At 74.2% G+C, this 13,458-nt stretch carries 15 protein-coding genes; 7 read left to right on the top strand and 8 right to left on the bottom strand.

Annotated features, from left to right (window positions below):
* Positions 1-16 precede the first annotated feature (16 nt).
* Together O2W15_RS17615 and O2W15_RS17610 are read right to left on the bottom strand one after the other, a co-directional pair.
* Complete coding sequence (locus O2W15_RS17615; RefSeq protein WP_269161045.1) at positions 17-1,183, bottom strand: Na/Pi symporter; 1,167 nt, start codon at positions 1,181-1,183, stop codon at positions 17-19.
* A gap of 123 nt (positions 1,184-1,306) precedes the next feature.
* Complete coding sequence (locus tag O2W15_RS17610) at positions 1,307-1,639, bottom strand: rhodanese-like domain-containing protein (RefSeq protein ID WP_166756047.1); 333 nt, start codon at positions 1,637-1,639, stop codon at positions 1,307-1,309.
* Positions 1,640-1,722: 83 nt separating this feature from the next.
* Here O2W15_RS17610 and O2W15_RS17605 point away from each other — a divergent pair, with 83 nt between their 5' ends.
* The 3 genes from O2W15_RS17605 to O2W15_RS17595 are packed head-to-tail and all read left to right on the top strand — an operon-like array spanning position 1,723 to position 4,390.
* The gene (locus O2W15_RS17605) at positions 1,723-2,238 is read left to right on the top strand and encodes a PH domain-containing protein (protein ID WP_269180316.1); all 516 of its coding nucleotides are present in this window, start codon (positions 1,723-1,725) and stop codon (positions 2,236-2,238) included.
* Positions 2,235-3,710: a PH domain-containing protein gene (locus O2W15_RS17600; RefSeq protein ID WP_269180315.1), complete on the top strand. Its 1,476-nt coding sequence runs from the start codon at positions 2,235-2,237 to the stop codon at positions 3,708-3,710. The genes O2W15_RS17605 and O2W15_RS17600 overlap by 4 nt, the downstream gene beginning before the upstream one ends.
* A 38-nt stretch (positions 3,711-3,748) precedes the next feature.
* Positions 3,749-4,390, top strand: a complete 642-nt coding sequence (locus O2W15_RS17595; RefSeq protein WP_269180314.1) for a pentapeptide repeat-containing protein — start codon at positions 3,749-3,751, stop codon at positions 4,388-4,390.
* A gap of 12 nt (positions 4,391-4,402) precedes the next feature.
* Here the strand turns inward: O2W15_RS17595 and O2W15_RS17590 are convergent, their stop codons facing one another.
* The 3 genes from O2W15_RS17590 to O2W15_RS17580 form a co-directional block, all read right to left on the bottom strand.
* Complete coding sequence (locus O2W15_RS17590; protein WP_269180313.1) at positions 4,403-5,647, bottom strand: glutamate mutase L; 1,245 nt, start codon at positions 5,645-5,647, stop codon at positions 4,403-4,405.
* On the bottom strand, positions 5,644-6,750 hold the full coding sequence (locus O2W15_RS17585) for a saccharopine dehydrogenase family protein (RefSeq protein WP_269180312.1): 1,107 nt from the start codon (positions 6,748-6,750) through the stop codon (positions 5,644-5,646). The genes O2W15_RS17590 and O2W15_RS17585 overlap by 4 nt, the downstream gene beginning before the upstream one ends.
* 132 nt (positions 6,751-6,882) lie before the next feature.
* Complete coding sequence (locus O2W15_RS17580) at positions 6,883-7,515, bottom strand: response regulator (RefSeq protein WP_269161039.1); 633 nt, start codon at positions 7,513-7,515, stop codon at positions 6,883-6,885.
* A 106-nt stretch (positions 7,516-7,621) separates the two neighbouring features.
* Here O2W15_RS17580 and O2W15_RS17575 point away from each other — a divergent pair, with 106 nt between their 5' ends.
* Complete coding sequence (locus tag O2W15_RS17575) at positions 7,622-8,335, top strand: sensor histidine kinase (RefSeq protein ID WP_269161038.1); 714 nt, start codon at positions 7,622-7,624, stop codon at positions 8,333-8,335.
* Between the two features lie 67 nt (positions 8,336-8,402).
* On the opposite strand, the gene soxR is transcribed toward O2W15_RS17575, so the two are convergent.
* Positions 8,403-8,861 (bottom strand): redox-sensitive transcriptional activator SoxR, encoded by a 459-nt coding sequence (gene soxR, locus O2W15_RS17570; RefSeq protein WP_269161037.1) that lies wholly within the window; start codon positions 8,859-8,861, stop codon positions 8,403-8,405.
* Positions 8,862-9,031: 170 nt separating this feature from the next.
* Between soxR and O2W15_RS17565 the strand changes: the two genes are divergently transcribed.
* The 3 genes from O2W15_RS17565 to O2W15_RS17555 all read left to right on the top strand — a co-directional run bounded on the left by O2W15_RS17565 (position 9,032) and on the right by O2W15_RS17555 (position 11,253).
* The gene (locus O2W15_RS17565; RefSeq protein WP_269180311.1) at positions 9,032-9,697 is read left to right on the top strand and encodes an MBL fold metallo-hydrolase; all 666 of its coding nucleotides are present in this window, start codon (positions 9,032-9,034) and stop codon (positions 9,695-9,697) included.
* A 244-nt stretch (positions 9,698-9,941) separates the two neighbouring features.
* Positions 9,942-10,805: a manganese catalase family protein gene (locus O2W15_RS17560; protein WP_269161035.1), complete on the top strand. Its 864-nt coding sequence runs from the start codon at positions 9,942-9,944 to the stop codon at positions 10,803-10,805.
* A 133-nt stretch (positions 10,806-10,938) separates the two neighbouring features.
* Positions 10,939-11,253, top strand: coding sequence for a hypothetical protein (locus tag O2W15_RS17555; protein ID WP_269180310.1), 315 nt, complete (start codon positions 10,939-10,941; stop codon positions 11,251-11,253).
* Between the two features lie 132 nt (positions 11,254-11,385).
* Here O2W15_RS17555 and O2W15_RS17550 read toward each other — a convergent pair whose 3' ends face one another.
* The gene (locus tag O2W15_RS17550; protein WP_269161033.1) at positions 11,386-12,999 is read right to left on the bottom strand and encodes a solute symporter family protein; all 1,614 of its coding nucleotides are present in this window, start codon (positions 12,997-12,999) and stop codon (positions 11,386-11,388) included.
* On the bottom strand, positions 12,992-13,366 hold the full coding sequence (locus O2W15_RS17545; RefSeq protein ID WP_269161032.1) for a DUF485 domain-containing protein: 375 nt from the start codon (positions 13,364-13,366) through the stop codon (positions 12,992-12,994). Before O2W15_RS17545 ends, O2W15_RS17550 begins: the two co-directional genes overlap by 8 nt.
* Between the last annotated feature and the right edge of the window lie 92 nt (positions 13,367-13,458).

Raw genomic sequence — 13,458 nt, 5'->3', positions numbered from 1 at the left:
CGCGTCGCGCCGGGTGTCAGCCCAGGGCGACGGCGGCCACCGGCAACCCGACGAACACACCACCGGCATAGACCGGCATGGCCCACGGCTGCTTGGCCACGAAGGCACCGAGCGCCTCCGCCATCCGGACCGGGATGTACCGGATCTTCGGCACCGGGTAGATGAGGACGACGGCGAAGACGTTGAACAGCACGTGGACCAGCGCGATGACCAGCCCCTCCGGCTGGCCGGTGGCCAGCGCCGCGAGCAGTGCGGTGGCCGTGGTGCCCAGGTTGGCCCCGATGGTGATCGGATAGGCGTTGCGCACGGTCAGCACCCCGGCGGCCACGAGCGGCAGCAGGGTGACGGTGACGATCGAGGAGCTCACCACCAGGATCGCCGCGACCGTGCCGACGCCGATGCCCACCAGCCCACCGGCCTTGCTCACCGAGCGGTTCGCCTTCTCCTGCAGCGGGCCGGTGACCACCGCCCGCATGTTCTTGCTGATGTAGCGGATCGTCACGTACAGCGCCGCGATCCCGACCACGAGCATGACCGTGCCCAGGAAGGCCCCGGCCGGGACCACCGCACCCAGCACCGACGCCACCGCCGCGTTGGCCGGGTCGGTCGCCAGCGCCAACGGGCTCTGCAACTCCGCTCCGCCGACGCCGGCACCGGCGACGAGGCCGGCGAGCCAGCGGGCCGCCGAGGACAGGAAGCCGGTGAGCAGCTCGAGGGGCAGCAGGATCGCGACCGCGAAGAAGTTGAACAGGTCGTGCATGGTGGCCGCCGCGACGACCTGCTGGAACTCGTCCCGGCGCCGCATGCTCACCATCGTCACCAGCGTGTTGGTCACCGTGGTGCCGATGTTGGCGCCCATGACCATCGGCACGGCGAGCTCCACCGGGATGACGCCGGCCGCCACCATGCCCACGATCGCGGACGTGGACACCGAGGAGGACTGCACCAGGATGGTCGCCAGCACACCGGCGAAGAGCCCGGTCAGCGGGTTGCTCACCCCCGCGAGCACCGCGTCGTTGAACCCCTCGCCCATCTGGGCGATGCCGTCCTCCACCACCCCGACACCCACGAGGAAGAGGTAGAGCAGCGCGAGCGCCAGGACGGCCCGTCCGGCCACCTGCCCTCGGCTCATGCCCTCGGCCGAGTCCGCCTCCGTCGCCGAGTCGTTCGCCTGGTCCGTCATGAGGTCCCCCGCCCACGTGGCTGTCCGTGGGCCCCAGGGTCACCACCCGAGGAGAACACCGGGTGGCCCGCGGCGGAACGGTGACGGGCGGAAGTCGGCGTGCGCCCGGGGAGACCCTCCCGGCTACACGACGTAGGGCGGGCGGCCGGTCTCGCTCACCATGGGCCGGCCGGCCGCGTCCCACTCGCCCATCCCGCCGCCGACGTTCACCGCGTCGTAGCCGTTCTGGTTGAGCCAGGCGGTCACCCGCGCCGAGCGCCCGCCGCTGCGGCAGGTGACGTACAGCGGGTCGCCCTCGGGCACCTCGCCGAGCCGGGCCGGGACGTCGCCCATCGGGATGTGCGTCGCGCCCTGGACGTGCCCGGCGGACCACTCGTCGTCCTCGCGCACGTCCAGCACGACGGCGTCGTCGGGCACCTCGGCGGCAGGGACGGTCGGCACCTGCTGGGGCATCATCACGCGATCCATCGTGGCACGCAGTGCGCCACCCCACCGGCGGTGCACCCCTCGACCGGCCGGGCACTGCGAGGATGGTCCCGATGTCCGCTCCCCCGCCGGCGCCCGTCCGGGAACCCGCCTGGTCGCTGTCCCGCTCCGCGATCGGCCTCTGGGTGACGCAGGCGGTCCTCGGCACGGTCGTGTACGCGGTGATCGTGGCGACCGCGATCGTCCTCGTGCCCGTGGACGCCGGCTGGTGGGTGCCGCTGCTGCGCTGGGGAGGCCCCGCCTTCGTTTTGCTCTACGGCATCGTGACGATCGGGGTGCGCCCGCGGCTGCGCTACCGGGTGCACCGGTGGGAGGTCACCGCCGAGGCGGTCTACACGCTCACCGGCTGGCTGACCCGCACCTGGACCCTGGTGCCGATCTCCCGGATCCAGACCGTCGACGTCAACCGCGGGGTCTTCCAGCAGCTGTTCGGCCTGGCCACCGTCGCGGTGCTGACGGCGTCCTCCCAGGGCACGGTCCGGGTGCCGCACCTGGAGGTGGACGTCGCCCGGCGGGTCGCCGACGACCTGGCGCGGCGGGCGGACCTGGTCCGCGACGAGGCAACGTGACCGGCCCGGAGGTCCTCGGGCGGCGGACGTCGCCGTGGGTGCTGGTGCTGCACACCGTGACCTTCCGCCAGGCACGGGCCCTGGTGCCGGCGGTGCTGGCCCTCGGGGTCACCCGCGGCCTGGGCGACGGCCCGGGCACGATCATCGCGCTGGTCGCGGGGATCACCCTGCTGTCGCTGCTGGGCGCGGCGATCACCTGGTGGCGGTTCAGCTACATCGACGGGGACGCCGCCGTCGTGGTCACCCGCGGGCTGCTCACCCGCTCGGCGCGCACCGTGCCCAACGACCGGATCCGCGGGGTCGAGGTCGAGGCGCCGGCGCTGCACCGGGTGCTGGGCCTCGTCCGGGTGCGGATCGACGCGGCGGCCGGCTCGGTGACCAGCGAGGAGGAGCTGGTGATCGACGGCGTCACCCGCGCCGAGGGCGACCGACTGCGCAACCGGCTGCTCACCCATGCCGCGTCCGCGCAGGACCTGATCGCGGGCCGGCACGCCGCGGCCGAACCGGAGGAGGAACTGCTCCGCTTCGACTACCGGTGGCTGGTCTACGCCCCGCTGGTCGGCAGCTACCTGGCGGTCCCACTGGCCGCCGGGGGCGCGTTGCTCCGGGCCGCCGAGGAGCTGCCCGAGCAGTTCCTGCCGGAGTTCTGGTCGGAGTTCTGGTCGCCGGACGTCTCGGACACCCGGATCGTCGTCCGGCTCGTGGTGAGCGCGCTGCTGCTGCTGATCCTCGGCTCGATCATCGGCAGCGCCCTGGTGAACTGGCGGTTCCGGCTGCTCCGGCGCGGTGGGGCGCTCGTCGCCGTCCGTGGCCTGGTCACCCGCCGGCACACCGAGCTGGACATCGACCGGATCCGGGGCTGCACGATCAGCGAGGGGCTGGGCATGCGGCTGGTCGGCGCGGCCCGGGTCAGCGCCCTGGTCACCGGCCTCGGTGACGCCACGCGACGGGGGCAGGTGCTGCCGCTCGGGCCGGTGGAGCTCGCCCGCGCGCTCTCCACCGAGCTCGTCGACCACCCGGGTCCGCTGCGGCGGCACCCCCCGGCCGCCCGTCGGCGCAGCATCGCGCGGGGCACCACGCCCGGGCTGCTGGTGGCGGCCGCCGGTGGGGTGGTGCTCGCGCTGACGGGCTGGTGGCCGGTGCTGGCCGCCGGGGCCGCCCTCGTGCTGCTCGGCGTGCCCCTCGGCCTGGCCCGCTACAACGCGCTGGGGCACGTCGCCGGCCCCCGGTCGTTCGCGCTGCGCTCGGGGTGGCTGGTGCGCAGCCACACCGTGCTGCAGGACCGCGCCGTCGTGGGGTGGGAGGTCCGGCAGTCGGTGGTCCAGCGCCGGGCCGGGCTGGCGACCGTGCTGGCCTGCGTCGGCGCCGGCAGCGGCGGCTACACCGCGCGGGACATGGCCGCCGACGAGGTGGCCGAGTTCACCCGGGCCGCCTCCGGGGGGTGGGCGGCCACCCTCACGCCGTACGACTGACCCTCCCCCGCACCCTGCCGCGCCGCCAGGATGGTGCCGTGCCGATCGACGCGACCGACCTCGAGGCCCTGCTCCCACCGCTGGCGGACGCACCCGGACCGGAGCTGGCCGGCGCGGGCACGGCCGACGGCCTGAGGTTCGCCGGCCCGGAGCTGACCGGCGACGCGACCGACGCCTCGTTCCTCGAGTGCGTGCTGACCGGGTGCGACCTCGCCGGCGTGCCCTTCGATCGCGCCCGGCTGTCCAGCTGCCTGCTCACCGACCTGCGCGCGGCCGGCTGGTCGCTGGTCGACGCGACGCTGCTGGACGTCGTGGTCGTCGGCGGGCGGTTCGGCGCGGTCACCGCGCACGGCGCCGGGCTCACCCGGGTGGCCCTGCAGGACGTGAAGGTCGACTTCCTCGACCTGCGGGGCGCCACCTTGGTCGACGTCACGCTCACCGGGTGCACCGTCGGCGAGCTGGACCTCGGCGGCGCCGACCTGCGCGACCTGCGGCTGGTCGACTGCACCGTGGAGTCGCTGGTGCTCAGCGGTGCCCGCAGCCGCTCGGTCGACCTGCGCGGCGCGGAGGTGACCCGGCTCGACGGCGTGGCCGACCTGCGCGGCTGCACGATCAGCACCGCCCAGCTCACCGGCTGGGCCGCCGGGATGGCGGCCGAGCTCGGCATCCGGGTCGGCTGAGGCGACTCCCGGTCAGTCCGCCAGCAGGCCGGTGAGCAGCCCGGCCGCGGCGGCGGGTGCGTCCCCGGCGAGCAGCCCGGCCGCGGCCAGCACGTACCGGTCGTCGACGACCACCCGCGCGCCGGCCAGCACACTCCCCGCCCCGCCCCGGTCGGCCGCCACCCGCTGCACCACCGCGGCCGTCGCCGCCGGCGCCGCGTGCCGGAAGACCCCACCGGAGAGCACCACCAGCCCCGCGCCGCGCGCGCTCGCCCCGCCCGGACCGTAGGCGGCCTCGGCCCGCAGGTGCCGGCGCAGCGCCACCACCGCCGCGGCCTCGCCGAGGTCCAGCGGGTCGTTCCCGGGCGTGCGGAGCCCCTCGTCCGCGGCCGCCTCCCGCAGCGCGTCGGCGCTGGCGTGCACCCCGAGGTCGCCCTCCACGGTGCGCCGGCGGGCCGGCACCCCGACCGCCGCACGGTGCAGCGACGCCTGCTCGGCGTCGACGGCGGGCACGCAGTACACGTCGGTCGTGGCCCCGCCGACGTCCAGCACCAGCACGCCCGGGGCGTCGGTGCCGGCCCGCAGCTCGGCCAGCACCGCCACGCCGTCCAGCACCGCGTCCGGCGTCACCGCCCGCACCCACCGGCGCAGCCGCGGGTCCGCCGACAGCCGGGCGCCGCCGATGACGTGGGTCAGGAAGACGTCCCGGATCGCGGCGCGCGCGGACTCCGGGGCCAGCTGCCCGATGTCGGGGAGCACGTTGTCGGCGGCGGTGACCGGGGTGCCGGCCGCGGCGAGGACGGCGCAGACCTCCGCCCGGACGTCGACGTTCCCGGCCACCACGACCGGGACGGACCAGTCCGTACCAGCGAGCGCGGCGGCGTTGTGCCGCAGCACGGTGGCGTCCCCGCCGTCCGTCCCGCCCACCAGCAGGACGACGTCCGGGGCGGAGTCGGCCAGCTGCCCGAGCGCGGCGGCGTCCAGCCGGCCCGCGGCCACGTGCACCACCCGGGCGCCCGCCGACAGGGCCGCCCGGTGCCCGGCCTCGGCACTGATCAGCTCCTCGTAGCCGACGACCGCCAGCCGGAGCCCGCCACCGGCGCTGGAGCACGCGCGCACCGGCGCACCCCAGCCCTCCGTCGCGGCCAGCACCCCGGCCACCACGTCCGCCGGGGTCGTGGGCGCCTGCCGCGTCTCGACCAGCCGCCCGGTGTCCAGCTCGACCAGCGCCGCCTTCGTCCAGGTCGAGCCGACGTCGACGCAGGCGAGCAGGGTCACGCCGGCCGCAGTCCGGCGGTGGCCGCCCCCGCGGTGAGCTCGTCGAGCCCGAAGGCCTGCACCGGCCCCAGCGCTCCGGCGCCGGTGACCCCGCCCTCCGCGGCCCGGACCGCCCCCCAGGCCAGCAGGTCCGCGGTCAGCTCGTAGGGGTCCGGGCCGAGCAGCCGGACCCGGGCGACCCGCGCCCCGGACCGGTCGCGCACCTCGGCCACGACGTGCGTGCGGGCCTCCCCCTGGGTCGTCGGCGCCTCGGCGAACCGGCGGCCGACCAGGTCGGCGAGCTGCTCCACCCGCGCCGTGGCCCCGGGCAGCCGGCCGATCCACGGGGCGAGCGGGGCGAGCCGGTGCGCGACCGGCGTCGCCGGGCCGAACCAGTCCAGGTACACGCCGACCTCGCGCAGGGACGGCGACAGCCCGGGCAGCGTCAGGTGCTCCGAGCCGCCCACCGAGAGCCCGCGGCGGGTGCGGCCGGCGACGTCGAACCGCCAGTCCCGCGCCCCGGCCGGCTCCTCGACCAGGCGGCCGTCGCGCCAGGCGTGCCCCTGCTCCAGCAGCACCCCGAAGAGGGAGACCAACGTGCCGCGGGAGAAGCCCTGTCCCCGGACGCCGTCCAGGCTGTAGCCGACGTCGAGCCGGTGTGCCCGGTCGCCCGCCTCGGCCAGCGCCAGCGCGCCGGCCAGGACGCCGGGCACGTAGTCGTGGCCGAAGGCGGTCAGCAGCCGCGCGCCCGACTGCTGCGCCTGCGGCCCGAACTCCTCGAACACCCGGCGGAGGAACGGGGGCTCGCCCGTCGAGTCCAGGTAGACCGCGCCGGCGTCGGTGGCCGCGGCGACAGCGGCCTCCCCCAGCCGCTGGAACGGCCCGACCGTGGTGACCAGGACGTCACCGGCGCCGAGCAGGGCGCGCACCGAGCCCGGATCGGTGACGTCGGCGGCCGCGGTCTCCAGTGGTCCGGCGGGCCCGCCGAGCCGGTCGGCCAGGGGGACGAGCCGGGCCGGGTCGCGCCCGGCGAGCACCGGCCGGGCGCCGCGGGCGGTCAGGGCGGCCGCCGTCCGGCCGCCGGTGTGGCCGGTGGCACCGAGCAGGACGATCCGTGCAGGCATGGTCGGACCCTAGCCACGACGCGCCGGAGCAAACCGGAACTGCTTGGTCCGCGGGTGCGCCGCTCCGCGTCGGGTAGCCGGGGCGTGATGCCCGCCCTGTTGTCCCACTCAGTGCGCTGCGACCGCCCGGGTCTACTCCAGCCCGACCCGGCCGGCGAGGGCGGCCGCCTCCACCCTGGTGGAGACCCGCAGCTGGCGGAGCAGGTTGGCCACGAGCCGCTTCACGGTGCGCTCGGAGACGTGCAGCGTCGTGGCGATGTCGACCGTGCTGGTGCCCGCGGCCACCAGCCGCCAGAGCCGCCGGTCGTCGGCGGACAGCTGAGCCGCGATGCCCTGGTCCGCGGTGGGCGCCGCGTCGTGCAGCAGCTGGCGCAGCAGCGACTCGGGGATCACCGACCAGCCGTCGAGGACGGCGAGCAGCGGGCGCACCAGCGCCTCCGGGCTGGTGGTCTTGGGCAGGAAGGCGCTCGCCCCGGCCCGCAGCGCCTCCAGGGCCGCGTCGGCCTCGGCCAGCCCGGACAGCGCCACGATCCGGGTCATCGGCTCGGTGCGCCGGATGGCCGCGATGGCGCGGGTGCCGCCGGGCGGCGGCATGTGCAGGTCGACCACCGCCACGTCGGCGTTGTGCCTGCGCACCAGCGCGGCACCCGCCGAGGCGTCATCCGTCGTTCCCACGACACGCACCCGCCCGTTGCTCTCCGGGGGCAGCAACAGCTCCAGGCCCCGGCTGAACAACGGGTGGTCGTCGATCACCACCACGTCCACGGGGGGACGGTGCTCAGCAGCGGCACCGACGTCGAGTCCCTCCACGTCACTCCCACAGATCGGCTGCGCCCGGCGTGGCTGACCGACCGCTTCCCCGGAGGTGCCCGTGACCCTCGCTGCCGACACACACCCTGCGACGCTGCCCGGACTGTTCACCGATCTGCTGCGTGTGGTGCGCAGTCACCTCCCCCGTCCCGCCGCTGACCCGGTGAGCACCGGCGACGCACTGGTGCGGGCGCTGTGCCACGACATGCGCAGCCCGCTGGCCGCGTTGGAGTCGGTGCTGGCCCGGCTCGAGGACGACGACAGCCGACCGGAACTGCTCGACCTCGCCCGCGCCCAAGCGCAGCACCTGGCCTCGATGCTGCGCACCGCGAACGCCACCGGTGGGGCTGCGGAGCGGGCGGGCACCCGCGAGCTCGCCGACGTCGTCCGCGCCTCCGTCGCCGCCTCCGGCCTGCCCGACCACCAGCTCCGGGTCGAGTTCGGCGACGAGGCGGCCGACGTGACCGTCGCCGACGCCCGCGTCCAGCGGATCCTGACCAATCTGCTGGAGAACGCCCACCGGCACGGCCGGGGCCGGCCGGTCCGGCTGCGGGTGGAGCGACGGGAGGGGTGGGTCGACCTCGCCGTGACCCAGCCGGGCGTGCCGGCCGATCGGGTCCTGGGGCACCTCAGCCGGCCGACCCCGCCGGTGGACCTCAGCGGCCTGGGCCTGTGGTCGGTGCAGCGCCAGACCCGGGAGCTCGGCGGCCGGCTGGCCTGGTCCGAGGGCCCCGACGGCGCCTTCACGCTGTGGGTTCGCCTCCCGGACCGCTGACCCGCCCGATCCCGACGTCAGGCGGCCCTGACGTCGGGAAGAGCAGGTCCGCTGGATGCCGCCGTCCTCAGGCCTCGGGGGCGAGGCGTCGCGCTCCCGGACCGACGGCACCCAGCGCGTCGTCCGGGTTCATCAGGGCGCACGAGCGCATCGACAGGCACCCGCAGCCGATGCAACCGGTCAGCTCTCGCTCCAGCCGTTCGATGGCGCGGCGGCGTTCCGCCAGAGTCGCCTTCCACACCTGCGCCGCCCGCTGCCAGTCGGCCTGCGACGGAGTCCGGTCCAGCGGCACCGTCGCAAGCGCCTCCTGTACGTCCGCGAGCGGCACCCCCAGCCGCTTCGCGACGGTGACCAGCGACACGCGGCGGAGCATGTGCCGCGGATAGCGCCGCTGGTTCCCGCTCGTACGTTCCGCGGCGATCAGCCCCAGCGTCTCGTAGTACCGCAGGGCCGACACCGCCACGCCGCTGCGCCGACCGAGCTCCCCGATCGTCAGTCGATCACTCAGCGAGTGCCACTGCGCCATGCCGACCTCCCTGGCTCTTGACCTCAACGTTACTTGAGGTTCTAGCTTCGTGGTGAGTCACGGCGCGGCCGACCGACCTCGAGGGGACGACGGCAGCACCACTGGAGCTCGACCCCCCGGGGCGGCGACGACGACGCACGCCGGCCCGGACCACTCATCGGAGGACGACCATGACAACAGCAGGAGACCACCCCCTGGACACGCCGATCGAAGGGCTGCTCGCCACCCCGACGTCACGGCTCCCCTACCAGCACAACGTGCTGCTGCGCTCGTACGTGCTCGAGCGCCCTCAGGGCAACCTGGTCGTCTACAACTCCCCCGGAGTGAGCGAGTCGGCGGCGGCGATCCTCGCGCTCGGCGCACCGGCCCGCCTGCTGGTCAACCACGGCCACGAGTCGATGTACGGGCAGCCCGACCTCGACGTGCCCATCTGGGTCCACCGGGACGACCGCTCGGAGCTCGCGACGTCGCTCGACGTGACGGGCACCTTCGATGGGCCGGGGATGATCGACGACGACCTCGAGGTGATCCCCACCCCCGGCCACACCGCGGGGACGACCTCCTACCTCTGGGACAACGGCACCCACCGCTTCCTCTTCACCGGCGACTTCATCTGGATCGAGGACGGCGAGTGGAAGGCCGTCGTGCTGAGCTCTGGACTCCGCCGCGACTACCTGGACAGCCTCGCGCTCGTCCGCGAGCTGGACTTCGACGTGCTCGTCCCCTGGGGCACCACCGAGGGAGACCCGCCCTACGGACTCGTGCCGGACCCGGCACAGCGACACGACCGCATCGACGCGATCATCGACCGGGTCGAGGCCGGCGGTGACCGCTGACCTCGGCGGTCATCCGCCCGCTCCTCCCCGTCCCACGGTTCCCGTCCGCTCCCCGTCGACACCGCACGCCCCTGCGGTCGGCCCGGTCGTGCACGGAGAGCAGGTGCGGAGCTCCCGGCGCCGGGCCGGCGGAAAGGTCGGCCCCTGGGGGCCAGCGGACGGCACGGGGGTGACACCGGGAGGGGGCATCTGTCTGTTGTCACCGCGAGGGCGGCGACAGCGACGACGCAGAGGGAGAACGCCCGTGTTCACGCACACCCACGCACTCCAGTTCGAGGCCAAGCCCGACGGCCCCGACGCCGACTTCGCCCGCAAGATGCAGGAGGTGCTGGGCGGTCAGTGGGGCGAGATGACCGTCGCCACCCAGTACCTGCTGCAGGGCTGGAACTGCCGCCTGCCCGGCAAGTACAAGGACATGCTCCTGGCCATCGGGACCGAGGAGCTGGCCCACGTCGAGATGATCGTCACGATGATCGACCGGCTGCTGGACCACATGCCCCTCAAGCCGGACGCCGCGGACCGCACCAAGGAGGCCGCCGCCGGCTACGGCCAGCTCAACCCGCAGCACGCCATCGCCAACGGCGGCGGCGCGTCCTACATGGACAGCATGGGCAACCCCTGGACCGGCGCCTACGTCACCGCCAGCGGCAACCTCTACGCGGACTTCTCCTACAACGCCACCGCCGAGATGCAGGGCCGGCTCCAGGTCGCCCGGCTGTGGAACATGACCGACGACCCGGGCGTCAAGGACCTGCTCCGCTTCCTGATCACCCGGGACCACATGCACCAGCAGCAGTGGCTGGCGGCCATGGAGGAGCTCAAGGCCGACGGCCTGGACGGCATCCCGGTGCCGGAGGCGTTCCCGCTGGACGAGGAGCTGCCGGAGTTCGCCTACGCGTTCCTCGACGCCTCCGACGGGCCGGACGCCGCCAACGGCCGCTGGGCCAACGGGCCGGCGCTGGACGGCACCGACAACCAGCTGACCGCCCGGCCGATCGCGGCGAACGCCGACGCCCCGATCCTGCCCCCGGGCGACCCGCGGCTGTACGGCACGCCGCCGGTGCCGATGCAGGGCCTGCTCCAGAAGGCCAAGGACGCCCTGAAGTGAGGCGCCGCCTCCTGTGATCTGCCACGGGAGGCACGCCCGATGCGCCGTCGCCGTGCCGGCGCCCCGGCTCCGCTCCCCAGCGGACCTGGGACGCCGGCCCGGCGGGCGCCCGAGCTCTCGCTGGAGGTACGCCGTGCACCTGCCCGTCCCCACCCCCCACCTCGCCCTCCCCCACCTGCCAGCCCTGCACCTGACCGGCCGGCTCCCCGCCGCCACGGTGCTGCTGTCGGTGGTCTACGTCGCGGCGATCGCCGTCGCCCTCACCGCCCCCGGGCAGCACGTGCTCGCCGGTCTCGTGGTGCTGGCCGGGCTGGTCAGCCGCTCCGTCGTCCGCCGGCGCCGCACCGCCGCCGGCGCGGTCAGCGTCGCGACCGTCGCCGTCGACGCCGTCCTGCCGAAGCCCGGCACGGCCCGGGACGAACCGGCCACCGCCCCGGCTGCCGCCTGAGGCACCCGGAGACGACGCGAGGCGCGCCCCCACCGGGGACGCGCCTCGCGCGCTAACGCAACGTGCTGGAACGGCCCTCCTGCAGGGGCCCGCCGCGAGCGTGCGAGCGGTGGGGGGCAGGAGGGTCCTTGCTCAGTGCGCGACCGCCTTCTCCGCACCGATGCCGGTCAGCGACCGGACCTCTAGCTCGGCGTACTTGTCGATGTCCGGCTTCTCCTTGGAGACCTTCGTGCCCAGCCAGCCGAGGAAGAACGACAGCGGGATGGAGACCAGGCCCGGGTTGCGCAGCGGGAACCACGCGATGTCGAAGTTGGAGAACATCGCCGTCTCCGACCCCGAGACCACCGGCGAGAAGATGATCAGACCGATGCAGACGATCAGCCCGCCGTAGATCGACCACAGCGCGCCCTGGGTGGTGAAGTTCTTCCAGAAGAGCGTGTAGAGGATCGTCGGCAGGTTGGCCGAGGCCGCCACCGCGAAGGCCAGGGCCACCAGGAAGGCGATGTTGATCCCGGCCTGGAGGGCCAGGATGCCCAGGCCGATGGAGACCGCGCCGATGACGACGGCGGTGATCCGGGCGACCCGGACCTCCGCGTTCGGGTCCACCTGCCCCTTCTTGAGCACCGACGCGTAGACGTCGTGGGCGAAGGACGCCGAGGCGGTGATGGTCAAGCCGGCCACGACCGCGAGGATCGTGGCGAAGGCGACGCCGGCGATGATGCCCAGCAGCACGGTGCCACCGAGCTCGAACGCCAGCAGCGGGGCCGCCGCGTTGACCCCGCCGGGTGCGGCGAGGATCGTCTCCGAGCCCACCAGGGCACCGGCGCCGTAGCCGATGACCAGGCTGAACAGGTAGAAGGCGCCGATCAGCCAGATGGCCCAGACGACGGACTTCCGCGCGTCCTTGGCGGTCGGCACGGTGTAGAAGCGCATCAGCACGTGCGGCAGGCCGGCGGTGCCGAGCACCAGGGCCAGCGCGAGGCTGATGAAGTCGAGCCGGGTGGCGTTCGACACCCCGTACTGGGCGCCGGGCTCCAGGACCTGCCCGCCCTCCGACGCGACCGCGCCGCCGAGCAGCGCCGAGAGGCTGAAGCCGTACTCGGCGAGCACCCAGACGGTCATGACCAGTGCACCGGCGATCAGCAGCGTCGCCTTGATCATCTGCACGTAGGTCGTGCCGCGCATGCCGCCGACCAACACGTAGAAGATCATCAGCGCGCCGACGACGACCACGACGATCGCCTCGGCCGCGGCGCCGCTGACGCCCAGCAGCAGGGCGACCAGGCCGCCGGCACCGGCCATCTGGGCGAGCAGGTAGAACAGCGAGACGAACAGCGTGGAGATGGCCGCCGCGGTGCGCACCGGCCCCTGCCGCATCCGGAAGGCCAGCACGTCGGCCATGGTGAACCGGGCCGTGTTGCGCATCAGCTCCGCGACCAGCAGCAGCGCGACCAGCCAGGCCACGAGGAAGCCGATGGAGTACAGGAAGCCGTCGTAGCCGTAGATGGCGATCGCGCCGGCGATGCCGAGGAACGAGGCCGCCGACAGGTAGTCGCCGGCGATCGCCAGGCCGTTCTGCGTCCCGGTGATGTTGCGGCCGGCGGCGTAGTAGTCCGCGGCGCTCTTGTTGTTCCGGCTGGCGCGGAAGGTGATGATCAGCGTCACCACCACGAAGGCGCCGAAGATCGAGATGTTGATCGCCGGCTCGCCGATGGTCGCGCTCTCGGCGGCGAACACGTCAGCCACGGGGGGTCTCCTCGTTCCGGGGGGAGGCGAACTCGTGGGCCTCGAGGCGGGTGCGCATCTCGTCCGAGATGGGGTCGGTGTTCTTGCTCGCGTGCCGCACGTAGAGCTGGGTGATCAGGAACGTGCTCACGAACTGACCCAGCCCCAGCAGGATCCCGAGGTTGACGTTGCCGAAGACCTCGGTGGACATGAAGTCACCGGCGTACGTGGAGAGCAGGACGAACAGCGCATACCAGACCAGGAAGGCGACGGTCATCGGCACGGCGAAGCTGCGGAACCGGCGACGCAGCTCGGTGAACTCCGGGGAGTCCTGCGCTTGGCGGTACTCCTCCGGGGTCAGCAGCTTGCGTTCATTCGGGGGTGTCACATGGCACCTCACTGTGTGTCGCCTGTCGGGTGATCGCGGTCACCCTAGGGTGTCCGCACTCACAATGGCAGCCAGGGTGTCCCGATAGTTAT

The organism is Modestobacter sp. VKM Ac-2979 (assembly GCF_026967995.1).
Lineage (GTDB): Bacteria > Actinomycetota > Actinomycetes > Mycobacteriales > Geodermatophilaceae > Modestobacter.
The sequence above is the reverse complement of the archived record's forward strand: the minus strand, read 5'-3'. Positions and strand labels throughout refer to the sequence as shown.

Bases quoted from the DNA above. Each gene is read 5' to 3' on its own strand.
- O2W15_RS17615 (WP_269161045.1), bottom strand. From the start codon at position 1,183: ATGACGGACCAGGCGAACGACTCGGCGACGGAGGCGGACTCGGCCGAG.
- O2W15_RS17610 (WP_166756047.1), bottom strand. From the start codon at position 1,639: ATGATGCCCCAGCAGGTGCCGACCGTCCCTGCCGCCGAGGTGCCCGAC.
- O2W15_RS17605 (WP_269180316.1), top strand. From the start codon at position 1,723: ATGTCCGCTCCCCCGCCGGCGCCCGTCCGGGAACCCGCCTGGTCGCTG.
- O2W15_RS17585 (WP_269180312.1), bottom strand. From the start codon at position 6,750: ATGCCTGCACGGATCGTCCTGCTCGGTGCCACCGGCCACACCGGCGGC.
- soxR (WP_269161037.1), bottom strand. From the start codon at position 8,861: ATGGCGCAGTGGCACTCGCTGAGTGATCGACTGACGATCGGGGAGCTC.
- O2W15_RS17565 (WP_269180311.1), top strand. From the start codon at position 9,032: ATGACAACAGCAGGAGACCACCCCCTGGACACGCCGATCGAAGGGCTG.